The organism is Streptomyces sp. 11x1 (assembly GCF_032598905.1).
GTDB lineage: Bacteria > Actinomycetota > Actinomycetes > Streptomycetales > Streptomycetaceae > Streptomyces.
In genome coordinates, this window is the sequence record NZ_CP122458.1 from 1,944,666 (window position 1) to 1,965,485 (window position 20,820).

Annotated in this window: 17 protein-coding genes and 1 pseudogene; 10 read left to right on the plus strand and 8 right to left on the minus strand. The window is 71.6% G+C overall.

Annotated elements, in window-relative coordinates; all coding sequences use genetic code 11:
* Positions 1–189: 189 nt before the first annotated feature.
* Together P8T65_RS08630 and P8T65_RS08635 are read left to right on the plus strand one after the other, a co-directional pair.
* Positions 190–1,524: a cytochrome P450 gene (locus tag P8T65_RS08630; RefSeq protein ID WP_316731525.1), complete on the plus strand. Its 1,335-nt coding sequence runs from the start codon at positions 190–192 to the stop codon at positions 1,522–1,524.
* Positions 1,524–2,690 carry a terpene synthase family protein gene (locus tag P8T65_RS08635; protein WP_316724781.1) on the plus strand — a complete coding sequence of 389 codons (1,167 nt, stop codon included), beginning with the start codon at positions 1,524–1,526 and terminating at the stop codon, positions 2,688–2,690. The genes P8T65_RS08630 and P8T65_RS08635 overlap by 1 nt, the downstream gene beginning before the upstream one ends.
* Before the next feature lie 87 nt (positions 2,691–2,777).
* Here the strand turns inward: P8T65_RS08635 and P8T65_RS08640 are convergent, their stop codons facing one another.
* A complete protein-coding gene (locus tag P8T65_RS08640; protein ID WP_316724783.1) occupies positions 2,778–3,002 on the minus strand; it encodes a hypothetical protein in 225 nt (74 codons plus the stop codon).
* Positions 3,003–3,193: 191 nt separating this feature from the next.
* On the opposite strand from P8T65_RS08640, the pseudogene P8T65_RS08645 reads away from it, so the two are divergent.
* Positions 3,194–3,295: pseudogene (locus P8T65_RS08645) on the plus strand (site-specific integrase); the annotation flags it as partial.
* A gap of 53 nt (positions 3,296–3,348) precedes the next feature.
* Complete coding sequence (locus P8T65_RS08650) at positions 3,349–5,943, plus strand: ATP-dependent Clp protease ATP-binding subunit (RefSeq protein WP_316724784.1); 2,595 nt, start codon at positions 3,349–3,351, stop codon at positions 5,941–5,943.
* Here P8T65_RS08650 and ggt read toward each other — a convergent pair.
* On the minus strand, positions 5,936–7,741 hold the full coding sequence (ggt, locus tag P8T65_RS08655; protein WP_316724785.1) for a gamma-glutamyltransferase: 1,806 nt from the start codon (positions 7,739–7,741) through the stop codon (positions 5,936–5,938). The two genes, P8T65_RS08650 and ggt, sit on opposite strands and share 8 nt — an antisense overlap.
* Before the next feature lie 131 nt (positions 7,742–7,872).
* On the opposite strand from ggt, the gene P8T65_RS08660 reads away from it, so the two are divergent.
* Entirely contained in the window at positions 7,873–8,634 is a 762-nt protein-coding gene (locus tag P8T65_RS08660; RefSeq protein ID WP_316724786.1) for a hypothetical protein, read from the plus strand.
* A 107-nt stretch (positions 8,635–8,741) separates the two neighbouring features.
* Positions 8,742–10,340: an alpha/beta fold hydrolase gene (locus P8T65_RS08665; RefSeq protein WP_316724787.1), complete on the plus strand. Its 1,599-nt coding sequence runs from the start codon at positions 8,742–8,744 to the stop codon at positions 10,338–10,340.
* A gap of 155 nt (positions 10,341–10,495) precedes the next feature.
* Here the strand turns inward: P8T65_RS08665 and P8T65_RS08670 are convergent, their stop codons facing one another.
* Both P8T65_RS08670 and P8T65_RS08675 read right to left on the minus strand, forming a co-directional pair.
* Positions 10,496–11,239 carry an amino acid ABC transporter ATP-binding protein gene (locus P8T65_RS08670; protein ID WP_316724788.1) on the minus strand — a complete coding sequence of 248 codons (744 nt, stop codon included), beginning with the start codon at positions 11,237–11,239 and terminating at the stop codon, positions 10,496–10,498.
* A 143-nt stretch (positions 11,240–11,382) separates the two neighbouring features.
* Positions 11,383–11,832, minus strand: a complete 450-nt coding sequence (locus P8T65_RS08675) for a DUF6278 family protein (protein WP_045556509.1) — start codon at positions 11,830–11,832, stop codon at positions 11,383–11,385.
* 253 nt (positions 11,833–12,085) lie between these two features.
* Here P8T65_RS08675 and P8T65_RS08680 point away from each other — a divergent pair, with 253 nt between their 5' ends.
* A complete protein-coding gene (locus tag P8T65_RS08680) occupies positions 12,086–13,855 on the plus strand; it encodes an SGNH/GDSL hydrolase family protein (RefSeq protein ID WP_316724789.1) in 1,770 nt (589 codons plus the stop codon).
* Between the two features lie 32 nt (positions 13,856–13,887).
* Here P8T65_RS08680 and P8T65_RS08685 read toward each other — a convergent pair whose 3' ends face one another.
* The 3 genes from P8T65_RS08685 to pcaC form a co-directional block, all read right to left on the minus strand.
* Positions 13,888–14,667 carry an exodeoxyribonuclease III gene (locus tag P8T65_RS08685; RefSeq protein ID WP_215450480.1) on the minus strand — a complete coding sequence of 260 codons (780 nt, stop codon included), beginning with the start codon at positions 14,665–14,667 and terminating at the stop codon, positions 13,888–13,890.
* A 97-nt stretch (positions 14,668–14,764) separates the two neighbouring features.
* The gene (locus P8T65_RS08690) at positions 14,765–15,400 is read right to left on the minus strand and encodes an MBL fold metallo-hydrolase (protein WP_184903911.1); all 636 of its coding nucleotides are present in this window, start codon (positions 15,398–15,400) and stop codon (positions 14,765–14,767) included.
* Positions 15,401–15,443: 43 nt separating this feature from the next.
* Complete coding sequence (gene pcaC, locus P8T65_RS08695) at positions 15,444–16,742, minus strand: 4-carboxymuconolactone decarboxylase (protein WP_316724790.1); 1,299 nt, start codon at positions 16,740–16,742, stop codon at positions 15,444–15,446.
* A 595-nt stretch (positions 16,743–17,337) separates the two neighbouring features.
* On the opposite strand from pcaC, the gene P8T65_RS47220 reads away from it, so the two are divergent.
* Entirely contained in the window at positions 17,338–17,829 is a 492-nt protein-coding gene (locus P8T65_RS47220) for a sensor histidine kinase (protein ID WP_399103022.1), read from the plus strand.
* Here the strand turns inward: P8T65_RS47220 and P8T65_RS08700 are convergent.
* Positions 17,726–18,415, minus strand: a complete 690-nt coding sequence (locus tag P8T65_RS08700) for a DUF2202 domain-containing protein (RefSeq protein ID WP_316724791.1) — start codon at positions 18,413–18,415, stop codon at positions 17,726–17,728. The two genes, P8T65_RS47220 and P8T65_RS08700, sit on opposite strands and share 104 nt — an antisense overlap.
* Positions 18,416–18,587: 172 nt before the next feature.
* On the opposite strand from P8T65_RS08700, the gene P8T65_RS08705 reads away from it, so the two are divergent.
* The gene (locus P8T65_RS08705; RefSeq protein WP_316724792.1) at positions 18,588–19,283 is read left to right on the plus strand and encodes a response regulator transcription factor; all 696 of its coding nucleotides are present in this window, start codon (positions 18,588–18,590) and stop codon (positions 19,281–19,283) included.
* Entirely contained in the window at positions 19,273–20,751 is a 1,479-nt protein-coding gene (locus tag P8T65_RS08710) for a HAMP domain-containing sensor histidine kinase (RefSeq protein ID WP_316724793.1), read from the plus strand. Before P8T65_RS08705 ends, P8T65_RS08710 begins: the two co-directional genes overlap by 11 nt.
* The last annotated feature ends 69 nt before the right edge of the window (positions 20,752–20,820 follow it).

Consider the following 20,820-nt stretch of genomic DNA (forward strand, 5'->3'; position numbering starts at 1 on the left):
CGGATGAGCGGCTGACCGGCGGGCACGTCGCGAGCGGCGCGGTACGGGCGGGGTCTGTGGGGGACGAGGAAACGGATTTGTGTCTCGCGCGCGGTTGGGCGGGCGGTTGTCGTTCGGTGTGCTGCCGGACAGGTAGCGGAGGGAGTTGGCGCGGTGGGGGCTCAGCAGGTTCAGCGGGTCGGGGGTGGTGTGCCGTGGTTGGGTCACGTGACCCAGATGGTGCGTGATCCCCTCACCTTTCTCAGCTCCCTGCGGGAAGGGCCGGCAGTGGTGAGGGTGCAGCTCGCCGGGCGTGCGGTGTATGTGGTCAATGCGGCGGAGGCAGCGAACCAGGTGCTGGTGTCGTCGGTGTTCGACAAGGGCGGGCCGTTCATGGACACGGCGCGGGTCCTGGTCGGCAACGGTGTGATCACGTGCAGTAACGCCGACCACCGGCGTCAGCAGCCGGTGATGCGGCCAGCGTTCCACCGTGACCAGGTCGCCCGGTACGCCCCGGTGATGGGTGACTGCGCCGAGCAGGCGGTCGACGGATGGCGTGAAGGTGAGCTGCTGGATGTGGAAGCGCGCATGTACGGGCTGGCGGCCCAGGTGGTAGCGCGGACTCTGATCGCGGCCCCCGCCGGCCGCAAGGCAGCGGACACCATGGCCGCGGCCCTGCCGGTGCTGCTGGAGGGCATGTTCCGCCAGTTGCTGATGCCGTGGCCGCTGCTGCACCGTCTTCCGCTGCCGGCCAACCGCCGTTTCCATCAGGCACAGGCCCGCCTGGAGCTGGCCGTCGGTCACGTGATCGCGCAGTACCGGACCGGCGAGGCGCCGGGGGACGACCTGCTGTCCCTGGTGATGGCCGCCGCCGCCGACGATGGCCGCCCTCTCGACGATACGGAGGTACGTGATCAGGTTCTGTCGGTGCTGGCCGCAGGTGTCGAGACCACCGCCTCCCTGCTCGCCTGGACCCTGCACGCCCTGGCCGACCACCCGGACGTGGAGAGCCGGCTGTGGGCCGAGCTGGACCGCGAGCTCGCCGGAAACGCTCCCGCCTTCGCCGACATCGAGCGCCTGCCCTACACGCGCCAGGTCCTCACCGAGGTGCTGCGGCTGTGGCCCCCGACCTGGATGCTCAGCCGCGTCGCCCTTGAGGAGACTGTGGTCGCCGGTTTCACCGTTCCCACGGGCGCGGATGTGATCGTCTCCCCCTACGCCCTGCAACGCGACCCCGGCATCTTCCCCGACCCGGAGCGTCTGGATCCGGACCGGTGGCTGCCTGAACGCGTCACCCCCGCCCAGCGCCAGGCGTTCACGGCCTTCGGCGGCGGGCGCCGCAAGTGCCTGGGCGAGCACTACGGCATGACGGAGACCGTCCTCGCCCTCGCGACGATCAGCAACCGCTGGCAACTACGCAAGGCCAACGCCGCACCCTTACGGCCACTGCCCCGTTTCCTCCTCACCCCCAAGGCGGGCCCTCTGGTTGCAATCCGCCGTACGGCCTCGCCCGCCGGGTGCCAGAGCGGTAGGGGAGAGCAGTGATGAGAGCCCCCGGCCACGCAGAGGACGGCGCCCCCTCGGGTACCACAGTCGGGTCGCCCGAGGACCACCCCTGCTTCCGGATGCCGCTCTTCCCCCGGTTCACGCCCGCCCGGCGCCGCCCCGGACTCCAGGCTCTGGAACAGCGCTGTGCGGCCCGCCTCGCAGCACTCCTGCGCGATGCCTACGACAGCCAGGGGGAGCTGGAGACGTTCCTGGAACACCGCACCAGCCTGTGGAACCTGCTCACCTATGCCGACGTCCGCGAGGACCGCATCGAACTGGTCTGCGCCTGGATCGACGTCCTGTTCAGCATCGACGACGTCTTCGCCCAGGCACCGCCGTCCCGGATCCGGCAGCTGGGCATCCACCAACTGCCTGTCGTCCTCGACGGCAGTCCGCCCGCAGTCGACACCGCCTTCACCCGAGCCTTCGGGCATCTGCGGGAGCAGACCCTTCCCCTGGCTTCTGAGCGGGTGTGGCAGCGCTACGCGCGCACCCTGTATGAGTTCCTGGAGGCCTGCCACGCCGAGCGTGACCTCGTTCAGGACCTCGCGGCACTGGATCTGCCCACCTACGAGACATACCGCAACAGCTCGATCGGGGAGTGCTGCTTCCCCCTCCTCGAATTCGGCCTCGGCATCGACCTGAGCGACCGCCTGCAAAAGCTGCCCGAACTGCGGCGCCTCAACATGCTGGTGGCACGCCACTGGATCGGCGTCAACGACGTCTTCTCCTACCGCAAGGAGCTCTACAGCGGCGACATGATGAACGAGATCCAGCTCGCGCTCGCCGAGAACGGCGGCGACCTACAGGCAGCCGTCGACCGCATCGCCGCGACCGTCCACCACGCCGAATCCGAGTTCGACCACCTCGCCGCCGAACTGCGCGCCGGCGTGACTGGTCAGGACAGCGGCCTCCTCACCTACCTGGACGCGCTGGAGGCGATGATCGCCGGAAACCTCGAATGGTCCTACCTCACCCCCCGCTACAACGGCAGCGGCCACCACTGGAACGGCCTGACCGACGCCACCGTCATCCTCACCCCCGACCGCACCCTGTACCTACCCCATGAGTGCGCTCCCGCGACGGGCACGGGGCGAGAGAGCCTGCACGCGATGGATTCCGCTGAGGACGAGGACATCGAGCAGTACGCCGGCGAGAAGTGACTGGCATCCGCTGACAGACCTGGGCGCGGCTCACCCGCACAGAGGGTATAGGTCGGGCAGGCGCCCCGGGGCTGTGCCGCCCACCGTCTAGTCTTCCTCCTGGTTGCTCTGGGGAGTCAGGTACTCCCTGAGATTGTCCAGGGGCCCACACACCCGGTAGGACCCTCCGTTGCCGTTGGGCACCCTGATGCAGACGTAGCCATTGTCGCCTTTGTAGATGATCGGTCCGTCTGCTGCGCTGGCTTCGCTCACCATCGTGGGGGCAGCCCCCGCGAGGACGAGAGCGGCAAGTACGCGCTTGGTGTTGTTCATGCGACGGCAACGATCTTCGACCCCGTGACGTCACGCTCGACACGCAGACACGGTCCGGTTCGAGCTCTTGTCCAGCCCTTGGGCAGCGAGGCAGCTACGGACCCAACGGGGTCGGCGCAATGCTTTCGGACTATGCGTCACATTGAGCGACCAAAATCAATCTCGGCGCTACTTCCTGTACGCCAACTCCCCCCGACTCAGGGCTGGCCCGGCTCTCCTACGGCCAGGCCCGCGCACTGCTCGACCAGCACACCACGCTGGCCGGGCCGAGAACCGGCTGGGACCTGCACGAGTGCAACAGTTACTTGTGGCTAGAGACCGCCCGCACACGGGAACCCGGCGGCGAATGAACAGCGGATTCCCGGGGCCCGAGGGCTACGGTCCGGACCCCTTCACTGAGTTCTTCGCCCGTTTCTTCGGCGGCCCGCGCCCGCAGCGGATCGAGATCGGCCGGCTGATGAGCGGCCAGGCCCGCCAACTGGTGGCCGACGCAGCGGCCTACGCGGCGCGGCACGGCAGCACCGACCTGGACACCCAGCATCTGCTGCGCGCCGCGCTGAGCGCCGAACCGACCCGAAGTCTGGTGGCCCGCGCGGGCGCCGACCCCGACGCGCTGGCCGGTGCGATCGACGAGCGGTCGGGCCCCGAGCGGCACAAACCCGGCCAGGGCCCCGCGCCCGCGTCGCTCGCGCTGACCCCGGCGGTCAAGCGCGCGCTGCTGGACGCGCACGAGCTGGCCCGGGTCACCGGCTCCGGCCACCTCGGCCCCGAACACGTCCTCAGCGCCCTCGCCGCCAACCCGGACTCGGCCGCCGGTCACATCCTCGGCGCCGCGCACCTGTCGGCCGGCGCGCTGCCGCCGGACGCGGCGGACCCGTCGGCACCGACGCCGCCCGTGGGCATCCCCCTGCCCGGGTTTCCGCGCTCCGACCTGCCGCGCCGCTCCGGCAGCGCCACCCCGACCCTCGACAAGTACGGCCGCGACCTGACCGACCTCGCCCTCCAGGGCCGTATCGACCCGGTCATCGGACGGGAGGCGGAGATCGAGCAGACCGTCGAGGTGCTCTCCCGGCGCGGCAAGAACAACCCGGTGCTGATCGGTGAAGCCGGCGTCGGCAAGACCGCGATCGTGGAGGGGCTGGCCCAGCGCATCGCCGACGGGGACGTGCCCGATGTGCTGGCCGGGCGCCGGGTGGTCGCCCTGGACCTGTCCGGTGTGGTCGCCGGGACCCGGTACCGCGGCGACTTCGAGGAGCGGCTCACCGACATCGTCGACGAGATCCGCGCGCACTCCGCCGAACTGGTCGTCTTCATCGACGAGTTGCACACGGTCGTGGGCGCCGGCTCCGGCGAGGGCAGCGCGCTGGACGCGGGCGACATCCTCAAACCGGCCCTGGCGCGCGGCGAGCTGAACATCGTCGGGGCGACGACGCTGGAGGAGTACCGGCGGATCGAGCGTGACGCGGCGCTGGCCCGCCGGTTCCAGCCGGTGCTGGTCCCGGAGCCCGACAGCGGTGACGCCCTGGAGATCCTGCGGGGGCTGCGCGACCGCTACGAGGCCCACCACCAGGTCCGCTACACCGACGAGGCGCTGGCGGCCGCCGTGGAGCTGTCCAACCGGTATCTCACCGACCGACGGCTGCCCGACAAGGCCATCGACCTGATGGACCAGGCCGGGGCCCGGGTCCGGCTGCGGGCGCGGACCAAGGGCACGGATGTACGAGCCCTGGAGCGGGAGATCGAGCAGCTGACCCGTGACAAGGACCAGGCGGTCACCGGTGAGCGGTACGAGCAGGCGACCCGGTTGCGGGACCGGATCGGGGAGTTGCGGCAGCGGATCGACGCGGGGCGCGACGAGGCGCGGGCCGACGACGGGCAGAGCCTGGAGATCGGTGCCGAGGACATCGCCGAGGTCGTCTCCCGGCAGACCGGCATCCCCGTCAGCAGCCTCACCCAGGAAGAGCGGGAACGGCTGCTGGGGCTCGCGGAGCGGCTGCGCCGCCGGGTCGTAGGACAGGACGAGGCGGTGGACGTGGTGGCGGACGCCGTGCTGCGCTCGCGCGCCGGGCTCGCCAGTCCCGAACGGCCGATCGGCAGCTTCCTGTTCCTGGGCCCGACCGGTGCCGGCAAGACGGAGCTGGCCCGGGCGCTCGCGGAGGCCCTCTTCGGCAGCGAGGACCGGATGGTGCGGCTCGACATGAGCGAGTACCAGGAACGGCACACGGTCAGCCGCCTGGTGGGCGCCCCGCCCGGCTACGTCGGCCACGAGGAGGCCGGTCAGCTGACCGAGACCGTACGACGCCACCCGTACTCGCTGCTGTTGCTGGACGAGGTGGAGAAGGCCCACCCGGACGTCTTCAACCTGCTGCTCCAGGTCCTCGACGACGGCCGGCTCACCGACTCCCAGGGCCGTACGGTCGACTTCACCAACGCCGTGGTCGTCATGACGAGCAACCTGGGCTCGGACGCCATCGGCCGGGGCGGGGCGGGGCTCGGTTTCTCGGCGGGCGGCACCGAGGCGCACGAGGAGGACCGGCGGGAGCGGATCCTGCGGCCGCTCCGGGAGCACTTCCGGCCCGAGTTCCTCAACCGTATCGACGAGATCGTCGTCTTCCGCCGGCTCGGCGACGACCAACTGCGGCGGATCACCGATCTGTTGCTGGAGGGGACGCGGCTGCGGCTGCACGCGCGGGGCGTCACGATCGAGTTCGGCGAGCAGGCCGTCGACCATCTCGCCCGCCACGGCCACCAGCCCGAGTACGGCGCCCGGCCGCTGCGCCGCACGATCCAGCGGGAGGTCGACAACCCGCTGTCGCGGCTGCTGCTCGACGGGCGGCTGCCGTCCGGCAGCCGGGTGGTGGCGGAGGTGGAGGACGGGCGGCTGGCATTCCGTACGACGCCGCCGCCCGTCTCCAAGGGCGCACCCGGGGGCGCTACCTGACGGGGTGCACGACCATCGCCGCGCCGCCGCCGCGCCGTACGGTCTCCGCGGCGGCCAGCCACTTGCCGTTCGGCAGACGCTGGACGGCGGTGGCCGCGCCGATCTCCGGGTTCTGCCGGAAGCCGTGCCCGATGGCTTCGAGTTCGGTCTTCAACGGGCTGTTCCACAGGCCCGGTTCGAGTTCGGTGGTGGTCTGGTTGCGCTGGCTGGCGCGCGGCGCGGCGATCGCGTCGACCAGCGGCACCCCCCGGTCGAGGAAGCCGGTCAGGGTCTGCAGCACGGTCGTGATGATGGTCGCGCCGCCGGGCGAGCCGAGCGCCACCACGGGCTTGCCATGCCGGTCGAGCACGATCGTCGGTGACATCGATGAACGAGGCCGCTTGCCCGGTCCCGGCAGGTTGGGGTCGTGCACGGCGGGGTTCGCCGGGGTGAAGGAGAAGTCCGTCAGCTCGTTGTTGAGCAGGAAGCCCCGGCCCGGGACGGTGATGCCGCTGCCGCCGGTCTGCTCGATGGTCAGGGTGTAGGAGACGACGTTGCCCCACTTGTCGGCGACCGTGAGATGAGTCGTGCTGTCGCCCTCGTACGTCGTCGGCGCGGCCGTGCCGCCGGTCGCGCAGGGCGCCGGGTTGCGCGGGTCGCCCGGGGCGACGGGGCTGGTGAGCACCGCGTCGTCCTTGATCAGGCACTCGCGGGAGTCGGCGAACCGCTGCGAGAGCAGTTCCCTCGTCGGTACGTCCTCGAAGGCGGGGTCGCCGACCCAGCGGCCCCGGTCGGCGAACGCGATCCGGCTCGCCTCGATGTAACGGTGCAGGTACTGGACGTCGTTCGCCTTGGAGAGGTCGGTCCGCTCCAGGATGTTGAGCGCCTCGGCGACCGTCGTGCCGCCGGAGGAGGAGGGCGCCATGCCGTACACGCCGAGGCCGCGGTACGACGTCTTCGTGGGGGCCTGGCGCTTGGTGCGGTACTGGGCGAGGTCGGCCCTCGTCAGGTCGCCGGGGCGGGCGTTGTAGCCCGAAGCCGGGTCCACGGGCGGCTTGTTGACCGTGTCGACGATGTCCTGGGCGAGGTCGCCCCGGTAGAGCGCGCCGACGCCCTTGCGGCCCAACTCGGCGTAGGTGCGGGCCAGATCGGGGTTCTTGAGGGTCGAGCCGACCACCGGGAGACTGCCGCCGGGGAGGTAGAGGTCGACCGTGGCCGGGAAGTTGCGGAACCGGGCCTCGTTGGAGGCGGTCTGGGCGCGGAAGGTCTCGTCGACCACGAACCCGTCGCGGGCGAGTCTCTCGGCGGGCTTGAGCAGCTTGCCGAGGGGCTTGCTGCCCCAGCTCTTCAGCGCGGTCCCCCAGGTGGCGGGGGTGCCGGGGGTGCCGACGCTCAGCCCGCTGGTGACGGCCTCGGCGAACGGGATCGGCTGCCCGTTCTCCAGGAAGAGGTCCTCGCCGGCGCTGAGCGGCGCGGTCTCGCGGCCGTCGACGGTGTGCACCGTGCGGGACTCGGCGTCGTAGTAGACGAAGTAGCCGCCTCCGCCGATGCCCGCCGAGTAGGGCTCGGTGACGCCGAGGGCGGCGGCCGTGGCGATCGCGGCGTCCACCGCGTTGCCGCCCTTGCGGAGCACCTCGATGCCTGCGGCGGAGGCGTCCGGGTCGACGCTGGAGACGGCGCCGCCGTAGCCGACGGCGACCGGGCTCTTCGAGGGGGTGTTCGTCGCCGCTGAGGTCGGCGGGGCCGCCCCCACCGACATCACGGCGGACGTCGCCGCCAGTACAGCCAGTTTCCGCGCGACAGAGCGACGCAGACGCATCCGTACCTCCAGTCAAGGACCGTCCGCGCAGACTAACGCGGCTGCCATGGCCCCGTCAGGAGGCACTCCAGGCCCCGAATCGGACACGGGATTCGAGCACCGTTCGACGGCGCCCGCTACCATGCGCGGCCATGAATGACGACGTGCGCAATATCGTCCTCGGCGTGATCGCGGCCGGGCTCAGTGCTTCCCTGGGCTGGTTCTTCCGGACGTACCTGTGGAAGCGGAAGCTCCGCCGCAAGCAGGCGTTCTTCGGGCTGCCGGCGAACTCGGAGTCCCTGCTGGTGGTCAACCGGGATCCGTCCAGTGCGGACCTGGCGGTCCACCGCTTCGACGTGTTCGCGCTGCTGGAGCTCTCCGCGCTGATCAAGGACTGCGGCTCGCACGCCCAGATCATCACCCAGGACGCGGCTCAGCAGGGGTTCGGCGAGCGCACCGAGTTCTGCGTGGGAGGCCCCATTTCAAACCGCCGGATGGCCGCGCACATAGGGGCGATGCTGCCCGGCATCACCTTCAACACCGATCCTGAGCCCGGCCCGCACCGGGCGGCCTTCCAGATCGGCAGCGAGCAGTACCGCCTGGAGCCCGGCGTCACCGAGCACGTGCTCCTGGCCCGGCTCACCACCGGACAGCCGGACCAGGCCCGGCCGGTCTTCCTCTTCTGCGGCCAGCGCGCCATCACCAACCAGGCCGCCACGCGCTATCTCGCCCGCAACCACGAGCGCCTGCACCGCAAGTACGGCACGGGCACCTTCGTGCTCCTCCTGAAGGTCGTCAACTCCCAGGCGTACGGCGCCGACGTGGTCGAGCTCGTCGCGGACGTCACCCGGGCGGCCCAGACCCCGGCACCCGCACCGTCCGCCCCCGCCCAGATCTCCCACCGCGCCTCATAGTTCACCGCCGAACGTTACCGTCACGTAACTTACCGAGGAGTTACTTCCGGTAAGGGTGTCCGGTTACCGTCGGGTCACTTTGCACTGACACGAGTGAGGAGCGACCCGTGAGACACCCGCACGGCACCACATCGCGTACGACCAGGGCGCTGCGGACGAGCGCCGTGGGGGCCGTCTCGGCCACCCTGGTCGCCGGTACGGCCCTCGGTCTCGCCCCCGCCGCCCAGGCCGCGTCCGGCGCCACCGCCACGCCCACCACCCGCTTCGTCGACATCGAGGGCGACGGCGGGACCGTCCTCAAGGCCAATGTCGTCGCCCCGGCGGACGCCTCCCGCACGTACCCGCTCCTGGTGCTGCCCACGAGCTGGGGCCTGCCCCAGGTCGAATACCTGGCCCAGGCCCGCAAGCTGGCCGACGCGGGGTACGTCGTGGTCAGTTACAACGTGCGCGGCTTCTGGGAGTCCAGCGGATACATAGAGGTCGCCGGGCCACCCGACACAGCCGACGCCTCCAAGGTGATCGACTGGGCGCTCGCCAACACCCCGGCCGACGCGGCGCACATCGGCATGGCGGGGCTGTCGTACGGGGCGGGCATCAGTCTCCTCGCCGCCGCGCACGACAAACGCGTCAAGGCGGTCGCCGCGCTGAGCGGCTGGTCGGACCTGATCGACTCGATCTACGGCGGACGCACCCAGCACCTCCAGGCCTCCGCCCTGCTCGACGGCGCCGGACGGATCACCGGCCGGCAGAGCCCCGAACTCCAGCAGATCTTCGCGGACTTCTACGCCTCCAACCTCGCCAAGGAAGGGGACATGATCACCTGGGGGAAGAAACGTTCCCCCAGGACCTATGTGGACCAGCTCAACACCCACGGCACGGCCGTCATGCTCGCCAATGCCTGGGGCGACTCGATCTTCCCGCCCAACCAGTACGCCGACTTCTACGAGAAGCTCACCGGCCCGAAGCGGCTGGAGTTGCGGCCGGGCGACCACGCCACCACCGAGATGACCGGTCTGTTCGGCCTCCCCAACGACGTGTGGACGGACACCCGGCGCTGGTTCGACCGCTACCTGAAGGGGACCGCCAACGGCATCGACCGCGAGCAGCCCGTCCGGCTCAAGTCCCGTACGGGCGGCGCCTTCGAGGGCTACCCGGACTGGAAGTCGGTCACCGCCACCCGCAAGAAGATCACTCTGGCGAACTCCACCACGATCCGCGCGAACGTCGACTCGGGCGCGAACGGCGGGGTGGTCTTCCTCTCCAGCATCCTGGACCAGGTGGCCCAACTCCCGCCTGTGGCATCGATACCGCTGCTGCCGCGCCGCTGGGCGGCCGTGTGGCAGTCGGAGAAGTACCCGACCTCGCAGGCCGTGCGCGGCACCGCGAAGCTGCACACCACGGTGACGGCCACCAAGGAGAGCGGCACCCTCGTCGCATACCTCTACGACGTGGGCCCGCTCGGCCTCGGCAAGCTGGTCAGCCACGCGCCGTACACCTTCCACGGCGAGACGCCCGGCAAGCCGTTCGGCGTGGACCTGGAGTTGCTCTCCACGGCCTACGACGTTCCGGCGGGCCACCGTCTCGCCCTGGTCGTCGACACGGTCGACCCGCTCTACATCGAGCACAACCCGACCGGCGCGCAGCTGACCTTCTCCTCGCCGCCGAACGACCCGTCGTACGTGTCGATCCCGCTGCGCGAGCAGTGATCTCCGGCTGCTGCCGGGCGGGCCTGGCCCCTGGCCGCTGCGCGCCCGGCAGCGGCGTCCCTGTTCGGCCGGGGGTGGCGTCCACGGCCTCGCTCACCCCAAGTGGATGAACCGCTCATCGTAGTCGAGGCCCGCACCCGGTCCGGAGCCGGTGGTCAGTGCTTGAGGATCTTGGAGAGAAAGTCCTTGGCGCGGTCGCTCTCCGGGTTCGTGAAGAAAACGTCCGGAGAGCGGTCCTCGACGATGCGGCCGTCCGCCATGAAGACCACCCGGTTGGCGGCCGAGCGGGCGAAACCCATCTCATGGGTGACGACGACCATGGTCATGCCCTCACGCGCCAACTGCTGCATCACTTCGAGGACTTCGTTGATCATCTCCGGATCGAGGGCCGAGGTGGGCTCGTCGAACAGGATGACCTTGGGGTCCATGGCGAGGGCGCGGGCGATGGCGACCCGCTGCTGCTGGCCGCCGGAGAGCTGGGCCGGGTACTTCGGCGCCTGGTCGGCGAGACCGACCCGGTCCAGGAGTTCGCGGGAGCGCCGGTCCGCCTCCTCCTTCTTCCGTTTGCGCACCTTGACCTGACCGAGCGACACATTCTGCAGGACCGTCTTGTGCGCGAAGAGGTTGAAGGACTGGAAGACCATGCCCACGTCCGCGCGGAGAGCCGCCAGGGCCTTGCCCTCGCTCGGCAGCGGCTGCCCGTCGATCCGGATCGTGCCGGAACGGATGGGCTCCAGCCGGTTGATGGCCCTGCACAGCGTCGATTTCCCCGACCCCGAGGGGCCGATGACCACGACCACCTCCCCCTTGCCGACGGTGAGGCCGATGTCCTGGAGGACATGCAGCTCGCCGAAGTACTTGTTCACGTCGTGCATCTCGATCAGCGGATCGACCGCCATGCCCTGCCCGCCCTACTCGCCCTCGACCGTGTGGTGTCGCAGGTGCCGCAAACTATCCGGACGGAGGGGACCTCAGGACGCGACACGCACTCGCGGGGATTAGCCGTATTGTCGGTCACCGGCCATCGGCCATCGGCCATTGATCACTGCTCGGCGACCTCGGCGTAGAGCTGGGAGAGTTCCGGTGCGCCGCTGGCGGCCCACGCCTGGCCCGCCTCGACCACGTCGATCTCACGTCCGGAGTCCAGCCGCACCACGGGCTGTCCGTTGGGCCAGATCTCCCAGCGGGCGCCCGGGACGGTCCGGACGACGACCGTGCCCAGGTAGAGACCCGCGTCGTTCCCGAGCCAGGCCGCGGTCTCCTCGTCGTCGCGCCAGCGCGGGACGAGTTGGTCGATCGCCTCCAACGACCCTGCGGAGTCGTCGAGTTCGACGCCGGCCAGCGCCGCCTGCGCGCGCAGCAGTTCGCATTCGGAGAGAAGTTCGGCGAGGCCCTCGTGACCGTCGTCGTCACCGTCGCCGCCGGTGAACACCGCGACCCCGAACGCGGGGTCACGCCTCTTGCGCCAGTTGCCCAGGAAAGAGATGTTCATGGGCTCAGCGTGTCATTCGCCTCACCCTTCGCACCACAGGCGCGCGGAAACCGCTTGTTCGCCGGGAGTTCGGCCGTGGTTCCCGCCTGCCTCATTGACGGGTCCCTGACGCCTCTTTAGCTTCATGGCACATCCGTCGTCATGACACATCGGTCGTCTCGTCGTTGTACCGGTGTCGCACCCGTGGGCGCAGCGATGTCGCGTCCGTCGGCATCGCCGCCGTCGCGGGTCCAGCGAGCAGAAGGGATCACGCGTGCGCCGACGCGTCTGGAGAACGGTCGTCGTCCTGGCACTCCTGGCGGCGGTCGCACCCGTCGCCACCGCCGAAGCCGCCGCCGGCCCGGAGGCCGAACCGGCCCCGCTGGAACACCTCTTCGACAACAGGGCGGTCAGCGACGACGCGCGGCCCGCAGAGGCCGACTTCGACGGCTCCGGCCGTTCCCTCTCCGCCACCGACCTGACGTCCGCCGGATGGACGCCGGGGCGCACGCTGACCGTTCAGGGCGCGCGCCTGACCTGGCCGCGCCGCGCGGCGGGCGAGCCCGACAACGTGCGCGCCGCGGGCCAGGCCGTGCGCGTACGGGGCCGGGGCGACGCCCTCGCCTTCCTGGTGGCCGCCACGGGTGGTGGCGCCGCGACGGGCGTCGGCACCGTCCGCTACCGGGACGGGGCCCGCTCCCCGTACCGGCTGACCGCCCCCGACTGGCGCACCGGACCGCTCGCCACCAAGGCCGTCGCCCTCCCCCATGTGAACTCCCCCGGTGGTCAACTCGCCGAGAAGGCACGGCTGTACGTCGTCACCGTGCCGCTCGTACGGGGCCGCGAGGTCTCCTCGGTGTCCCTCCCGCGCGTCCCCGACCTGCATGTGTTCGCCCTCTCGGTCCGCCCCGACACCGCTGCCTGGACCGGCGGTTGGGCCGCTTCCACGTCCGGCTACCCGGCCGTCGGCCCCTGGACGGACCGGACCCTGCGGCTGGTCGTCCACACCTCGGCGGGCGGGCACCGGGTGCGGATCCGGCTCGACAACACCTTCGCCTCGGCGCCGGTACGGGTGGGCGGCGCGACGGTGGCGGTGCGGGCGACGGGCGCGAGCGCCCGGAGCAAGCCGGTGGCCCTGTCCTTCCAGGGTGCGGCCGGCACCGAGATCCCGGCCGGTGCGCAGGCGCTCAGCGATCCGCTGGGCTTCGAGGTGCCGCCGGACACCGACCTGCTGGTGAGCTTCCACCTGCCCGGCACCGTGACGGCCGCCCCCGTGCACCGGCTCGCCCGGCAGACGTCGTACGTCAGCGAGCCCGGGAACCACGCGGGGGACGCGTCGGCCACGGCGTACACCTCCACGATCTCGTCCTGGCCGCTGCTGACCGGCGTGGACGTGGGTGGCGGACCGGGCTCCGTCGTACTCCTCGGGGACTCGATCACGGACGGGGAGGCCACGACGGTCGACGCGAACCGGCGGTGGCCGGACGTCCTGGCCCGGCGGCTGCTGAGCCAGGACGAGGTCCCGCGCTACGGCGTCCTCAACCAGGGGATCTCGGCGAACCGGGTGGTCACCGACCGCTACCCCGGTGACGGTGTCTCCACCGACACGGGCGGCGTCAGTGCCCTGCACCGCCTCGACCGCGATGTCCTCGCCCAGACCTCCGCCCGTACCGTCGTCGTCTTCCAGGGCGTCAACGACGTCCGCTGGGGTGCCACGGCGGGCGAGGTCGTCGCCGGGCTGCGGGAGATCGCGGCCCGGGGCCGCGAGCGGGGTCTGCGCGTGCTCGTGGCGACCGTGGCGCCCTGCGAGGGCGAGGCACGCTGCACGGCCGCCGCCGACGCCCAGCGGGTCGCGGTGAACGAGTGGATCCGGGGCGGCGAGGCGGGCGAGGCGTTCGACGGGGTCCTCGACTTCGACGAGGTGCTGCGCGACCCGGCTCGTCCGGCCCGGCTGCTCCCCGCGTACGACACCGGGGACCATCTGCACCCCAACGAGGCGGGCCTCGCGGCGCTCGCCGAGTCGGTGGACCTCGACCTGCTGTGACGGCCCGCGCGGCCCCGGAGGTGTCGCGCGGCTCAGACCTCCAGGTCCACCACGACCGGCGCGTGGTCCGAGGCGCCCTTGCCCTTGCGCTCCTCCCGGTCCACGTACGCGTCGGTGACCGCCTTGGCGAACGGCTCGTTGCCGTAGACGAGGTCGATGCGCATGCCACGGTTCTTCGGGAAGCAGAGCTGGCGGTAGTCCCAGTACGTGAAGGGGTGCTCGTACTTGAGGGGCCGGGGGACGACGTCGGTCAGGCCCGCCTCGCGCAGGGAGGCCAGTGCGGCGCGCTCGGCGGGGGTGACGTGGGTGAGGCCCTCGAACGCGGCGACGTCGTACACGTCGTCGTCCGTCGGCGCCACGTTGTAGTCGCCCATGACGGCGAAGGGGCGGCTGCCGGCCGCGTCACCGGCGACGGCGGCCTTGAGGGCCTCGAACCACTGGAGCTTGTACGCGTAGTGCGGGTGGTCGACCTCGCGGCCGTTCGGCACGTACACCGACCAGACGCGGACCGGGCCGCAGGTCGCCGAGATCGCGCGGGGCTCCACGGAGCCGTCGTAGCCGGGATCACCGGGCAGGCCTTTGACGACGTCCTCGATGCCGACGCGGGAGATCACCGCCACGCCGTTCCACCGCCCCGTCGCGTGCACGGCGGCCTCGTAGCCCGCCTCGCGCAAGGCGTCCAGCGGGAAGCCGTCCTCCGCGATCTTGGCCTCCTGGAGGCAGAGCACGTCCGTGCCGCTGCTCTCCAGCCAGGCGAGGAGCCTCGGGAGGCGGGCGGTGATCGAGTTCACGTTCCAGGTCGCGATGCGCATGCCCCACAACCTACCGGGCGGGTCCGACAACGCCCGTCCCGCCGGTCACGGGCCCGGTGGGGCCCCTGGTCCCGTGGGCTCCTGGTCCCGTGGGCCGCTACACGTCCGCCGAGGCCCCGGGCGCGAGCCGGAGGTGTTCCGCGCCGCCCAGGGCGCCGATCTGGCGGTCGTAGATGGGGCGGGCGAGGTCGGTGAGGAGGGCGTCGTGGATGTCGTACGCCCGCTGCGGCCCGACCTCGCGGACGTAGTCGATGACCTCGGAGATCTTGCTCCAGGGGGCCATCACGGGGAGCATCAGCGTCTCGACGGGCCGGCCGGGGACGGTGAGGGCGTCGCCGGGGTGGAAGACGCGGCCGCCGTCGACGAGGTAGCCGACGTTGGTGATGCGCGGGATGTCCGGGTGGATCACCGCGTGCAGCTCGCCGTGGACCTGCACGTCGAAGCCGGCGGCGGTGAACGTGTCGCCGTGGCCGACGGTGTGCACCCGGCCCGGGAAGGCGGCGGAGATCTTCTCGGCGACCGAGCGCAGGGTCCAGATCTCGGCGGCCGGGTTGCCCTCCAGGGCCGCCCGCAGCCGTCCCTCGTCGAAGTGGTCCGGGTGCTCGTGGGTGACCAGCACGGCGTCCGCGCCGAGGGCGGCGTCCTCCTCGCTGAACCCTCCCGGGTCGATGACGAGCGTGCGTCCGTCCTTCTCCAGCCGGACGCAGGCGTGCGACTTCTTCGTGAGCTTCATGGTCATGACTCCATCCTCCCCCGGGCGGGCGGTCGGCGGCGGCTCACTCCTCGGGGGTGGTCTCCTCGCGGATGACCTGCTGGGCCACGCGGAACGCGCTGTTCGCGGCCGGTACCCCGCAGTAGACGGCCGCCTGGAGGAGGACTTCCTTGATCTCGTTCGGGGTGAGGCCGTTGCGCAGGGCGGCGCGGGTGTGGAAGGCGAGCTCGTCCAGGTGCCCGCCGGCGACGAGCGCGGTCAGGGTGACACAGCTGCGGGAACGGCGGTCGAGGCCGGGCCGGTCCCAGATCTCGCCCCAGGCATAGCGGGTGATGAACTCCTGGAAGTCGCCGGAGAAGTCGTCCGCCGATGCCAGCGCCCGGTCCACGTGCGCGTCGCCGAGCACCTCGCGGCGGACCTTCAGCCCGGCGTCGTACGGGTCCGGTCTGCCCGTCGCCTCCGGCTGGAGGGCGGGCGGCGCGATCTCGGCGACCGGTCCGGTCTGCGGCAGGACGGCCGCGAGGGCGGGCTTGACCGGGGCGGCCGGAATGGCGACCTGGCCGGTGGTCGAGTCGTAGGCGGGCTGCCAGGCGGTGGAGAAGTGGCGGACGAGCAGATCGGTGACGGCGGCGGGCTGCTCCACCGGGACGAGGTGGGAGGCCCCGGGGACGACCGCGAGCCGGGCGTCCGGGATGCCCGCGACGAGCGTACGGGCCTCGGCGGGGCCGGTGACCTGGTCGTCGGAGCCGACGAGGACGAGGGTGGGGACGCCGATCCGGCCGAGTTCGGCGCGCACGTCGAACGAGGCGAGCGCCTCGCAGGCGGCGATGTAGCAGCCGGGGTCGGTGGTGCGGACCATCTGCACGGCCCACTCGGTGATGGCGGGCTGCGCCGCCGCGAACCCCGCGGTGAACCAGCGGTCGGGGGACGTCCGCGCGATGGGGTCGAGGCCGTTGGTCCGCACGATCACCCCGCGCTGGCGGAACTCGTCGGCCGTGCCGAAGCGCGGCGAGGAGGCGATCAGCGCGAGCGAGGCGAGGCGCTCGGGGTGGCGCAGCGCGAGTTCGGTGCCGATGGCGCCGCCGAGCGCGCAGCCCGCGTAGCCGAACCGCTGCACACCGACCGCGTCCAGCGTGGCCAGCAGACGGGCGGCCAGTTCGGTGATCGAGCCGCCGGGGTACGCCGGTGCGCCGCCGTGGCCCGGCAGGTCGAAGCGGAAGATCCGCCACTGCTTGGTCAGTTCCGGGATCTGACGGTCCCACATGTGCCAGGTGGTGCCCAGGGAGGGGCCCAGGATCAGGACGGGAGCCTCTTCTGGCCCGTCAAAGCGGTATTGCAGGGTGTTCGACGGTGTCTCACTCACGCCTCAGACCCTCTCACGTATCACGACTTCCCCTGTGCCGGGGGTTGCGACTGCACAGTTTGAGCAGGTGGAAGACCTCCCGTGCAACGTAGCGCTTGAGACTTCGACTGACTCGCACCGGGTTTTGCCCTCTTTGCTGCGGCGTTCGACGTGGTCCTGGGTACGCGGGTCGACGCGCCGTCGGGTTGCACGATCCGATGCAGGGCCGAGTTCGCTTCCCGGTCGCCGCCGCGGTTGAGGCGACGGTACTGCCGACTGCGAGGCCGATCCCGCACCGCTACGCGCAGCCGTCGACGTCGGCTCAGGGCGCGTACCCGCCCTACGTTCAGGACCTCAAGGCCCAGAATGTCGATCCGCAGCGTTGAGAGCGGCGTGCCGGTCATGCGCCCGGCACGCCGCTCTTGTGTGCGCACCGTTCAGACACTGTTCCGCGCCGGGAACCGGCTCGGCCCTCCCTCGAGAGTCACGTCGAGGCCGGTTTCGGTGACGTCGACCGAGGTGGCCTTGAGGCCCAGCGGATCGGCGATGTCCGATCGACGGCCTCGCCGAGAACGCGCTGCGCGTCACACCGGCCGGAAAGCCCCTCGTCCTGGCCCTGCGCACGGAAGCTCCCGGCGCCGTCCTGGCGGTCCGCGACGGCGGCCCGGGCCTCACCGACGACGACATCGCCGTCGTCTTCGAACGCGGCACCCTCACCGGACGCTACCGGGGCGTCCGTCCCGTGGGCAGCGGCCTCGGACTCGCGATCGCCCACCGGCCGGCCGGCCGGCTCGGCGCCGCCGTCACCGCCCACCGCCCACCGCCACGCACCCGATGGCGGCACCCGCTTCACCGTACGCCTGCCGCCCCACCCCGATCCCGGCTCACCGGACAACCCTGCGCGCCGCGTCGTCGGAAGCCGGTTTCCGACGACGCGCGATGGATGCGATCGAGCGCGGCCTGCCGGACGCCCCGGTCTGAGCACCACACATGCCGACCCGACATCACCTCCCCACTTGCGCGGCGATCCAGTCCTCGAACGCCGTCAGGTGCCGCTCGGAGGCGGCGAGCAGGTTTGTGTACACCTGGCGGGTGTCCGGGGCGGTGAGCCCGGACAGGGCCTGGGTCAGTGCGGCGATGTCGTCGGTCTCGACCGCGCGGGCCGCTTTCAGGGCTTCGGACAGGCTGTCCTCGCCTTGATTCAGGAGCCGGTCGTAGGTCGCCTGCACGGCGGGGTCGGTGAACTCACCGGCCTGCTCGCCGGCAGTCGGGTCGGTGACGTCGTAGCGGTTCAGCAGAGTGCGCACGGCGGTCAGGTGGCTGGTCTCCGCCGCCGCGATCCGCTCGAAGACCCGTGCGTCGTAGCGTGCCGCGAACGCCGTGTAGAGGTCGTGCGCAAGTTTCTCCTCCTCGGCCATGCCCGCCAGCGTGGCCTTCTGGGAGGCCGTCAGGGTGCCCTGCTCGGCCAGGGCGGCTCCGTTGCAGGTTCCGTCGTGCCGGCGGATGCCGTCCGTGTCACCGCCGTGGTGGCGCCCCTGGTACTGAGCGTTCTTCAACATGCTCTGGGACGTGGTCTGCGCGGCCGCCGGCGCACCGCCGCCCGTGCCCGCGGTCACCGGGCCGACTGCCAGCACTCCGCCGATGGCAAGGGCGGCCGCGGTGACCGCTGTCGCGATCTTGATGTTGCGCTTCATGGCGAACCTCCTCGGGTCCGCGGGAGCGTCTTCCGCTCCCGCACCATCACCGTCGCCCCGGACCCTGCAGTCGGCGTGCGGTGCGTATGGAGACGGGATGGAGACAACCGACGGGCGGGTTGGGGCTGTTCGGCCCCTCCCCGGGCGTGCGCGGGAGGCGTAGACGTGGGACATGGCCGCCACCGTGCTCGTCGTCGAGGACGAGAAGGAGATCCGCGAGCTGCTGCGCCGCTACCTGGAGCGCGCGGGATACGGAGTGCTGACGACCGGCTCGGGTGCAGAGGCGGTGCGGCTTCTCGGTGAGCCAGGGATCGATCTGACGCTGCTGGATCTCGGGCTGCCGGACGTGGACGGGGACGAGGTGCTGCGCGAGGCCCGTGAGCGTGGGCGAGTGCCGGTGGTGGTGCTGACTGCGCGTACGACCGTCGAGGACCGCATTCATGGGCTGCGGCTGGGTGCCGACGACTATGTGACCAAGCCGTTCAGCCCGACCGAGGTGGTGCTGCGGGTGGGTGCGGTGCTGCAACGGGCCCGGGGTACGGCGACGGGGGCGGCGCCCGTGGTCTCATACGGCGAGGGACGGCTGCGGATCGACGAAGCTCGGCACGAGGCGGTGCTGGACGGCTGTTCTCTCGAGTTGACGCCGACCGAGTGGGGCCTGCTGACCGCGCTGGCGTCGGTACCGGGCCGGGTGTTCTCGCGCTACGAGCTGGTCAACCGGGTGCGCGGCTACGAGTTCGCCGGGTACGAGCGGACGATCGACTCGCATGTGAAGAACCTGCGCCACAAGCTCGTGGGCGCCGGCCCCGACCTTGTGGAGACGGTGCTGGGCGTGGGCTACCGCCTGGGGTGGGCCCGTGACACGTGAGCCGCGCTCCGGCGTTCGGCCGTCCGGTGGGCTCGGCCCGCTCGGGCGACGGCTGTTCGCCGCGTTCGCCTTGGTGGCGCTGGCATCCGTCGCCCTGCTGACGGCCGCGGCGCTCGTCGGAACCGACCGCGGGCTCAGCAGCGCCCATCAGGCCGACCGGCAGCGGACCGCCGACCGGGTGGCCACGGCCGCCGCCGACGCCTACCGGGCTGCGGGCGGCTGGGCATCGGCTGATCTGTCGGTCGCGCGTTCCGTCGCGACCGGCGCCGATGTGGTGCTCACGGTGCGCGACGCGGACGCCGAGGTGATTTCCGACGACTCGGGCTCCGGGTCGTCGGACGAGCACGGCATGCCCGGTTCCGGTCGCGGGCATCAAGGGCAGGGTGCCGGTTCGGGCCCCGGTGTGAGCGCTCCGGTAGTGGTCGACGGCCACACGGTCGGCTCCGTACGCCTCGTCTTCTCGGCCGGCTCCGCATCGGCGGGCCGGTCCGTCGCCTGGGGCTGGGTGGCCGCGGCCGCTGTTGGCGCGCTGGCTCTGGCGCTGGGCGTGAGCTGGTTCGTCACCCGGCGCCTGACGGCTCCCGTCGTCCGGGTCGCCGCAACCGCGCGTGCACTGGCCGCCGGGGACCGCGGCGCACGGGCCCGCATCGACGCACCCGGTGAACTGGGCGACCTCGCCCACGCCTTCGACGCCATGGCCGACGACGTGAGCCACGCCGAACAGGCCCTCCACCGCCTCGCCGCCGACGTCGCCCACGAACTGCGCACCCCCCTGGCCTCGCTGCAGGCGGGGCTGGAGGAACTCCGCGACGGCTACACCGAGCCGACCCCGGACCGTCTTGCCTCCCTGCACGACCAGGCCCTGCGGCTGGGCCGCATCATCGACGACCTCGGTGAACTCGCCGAGGCCGAGTCCGCCCGGATGTCCCTGCACCTGGCCGAGGTGGACCTGAACGCCCTGGCCGGCGCCGCCGTGGCCGAGCGGCAGGCCGAGCTGCGCACCGCCGGACTGGCCGTTCACACCGTCCCCGGCCCCGCTCCCCTGCCGGTCCGCGGTGACGCCGACCGGCTGCACCAGGCCCTCGGCAACCTGCTGAGCAACACCGCCCGTCACTGCCGCCCCGGTGACACCGTCACCGTCACCACGTCCTCCACGCCCGCCGAAGCCGTCGTCGAGGTGGTCGACACCGGCCCCGGTATCCCCGCCGACGAGTTGCCGCACGTCTTCGACCGGCTGTGGCGCGGGACCCGCTCTCGTGCCGGAGGCGGCAGCGGCATCGGCCTCGCCGTGGTCAAGGAGCTGGTCACCGCCCACGGCGGCACGGTCACCGCGGAGTCCGGACCGGGCGGCGGGACGCGGATGACGCTCCGGCTGCCCAGGGCCACGGCTCAGGGGCCACAGCTCGTTTCCGGCCCTGACACAAAGCCGCGCATTGCCTCTCGGGCAAATACCCCCAGGGGTATTTGACGCTCACCTCCAAACCGCCGTACTCTCGCCAGAGAGATACCCCCGGGGGTAATTGAGGAGGCAAGGAAG

Excerpts from the sequence above, each read along its gene's own strand:
- P8T65_RS08635 (WP_316724781.1), top strand. The coding sequence starts at position 1,524 with ATGAGAGCCCCCGGCCACGCAGAGGACGGCGCCCCCTCGGGTACCACA.
- P8T65_RS08640 (WP_316724783.1), bottom strand. The coding sequence starts at position 3,002 with ATGAACAACACCAAGCGCGTACTTGCCGCTCTCGTCCTCGCGGGGGCT.
- P8T65_RS08650 (WP_316724784.1), top strand. The coding sequence starts at position 3,349 with ATGAACAGCGGATTCCCGGGGCCCGAGGGCTACGGTCCGGACCCCTTC.
- ggt (WP_316724785.1), bottom strand. The coding sequence starts at position 7,741 with ATGCGTCTGCGTCGCTCTGTCGCGCGGAAACTGGCTGTACTGGCGGCG.
- P8T65_RS08660 (WP_316724786.1), top strand. The coding sequence starts at position 7,873 with ATGAATGACGACGTGCGCAATATCGTCCTCGGCGTGATCGCGGCCGGG.
- P8T65_RS08670 (WP_316724788.1), bottom strand. The coding sequence starts at position 11,239 with ATGGCGGTCGATCCGCTGATCGAGATGCACGACGTGAACAAGTACTTC.
- P8T65_RS08675 (WP_045556509.1), bottom strand. The coding sequence starts at position 11,832 with ATGAACATCTCTTTCCTGGGCAACTGGCGCAAGAGGCGTGACCCCGCG.
- P8T65_RS08685 (WP_215450480.1), bottom strand. The coding sequence starts at position 14,667 with ATGCGCATCGCGACCTGGAACGTGAACTCGATCACCGCCCGCCTCCCG.
- P8T65_RS08690 (WP_184903911.1), bottom strand. The coding sequence starts at position 15,400 with ATGAAGCTCACGAAGAAGTCGCACGCCTGCGTCCGGCTGGAGAAGGAC.
- P8T65_RS08700 (WP_316724791.1), bottom strand. The coding sequence starts at position 18,415 with ATGAAGCGCAACATCAAGATCGCGACAGCGGTCACCGCGGCCGCCCTT.
- P8T65_RS08705 (WP_316724792.1), top strand. The coding sequence starts at position 18,588 with ATGGCCGCCACCGTGCTCGTCGTCGAGGACGAGAAGGAGATCCGCGAG.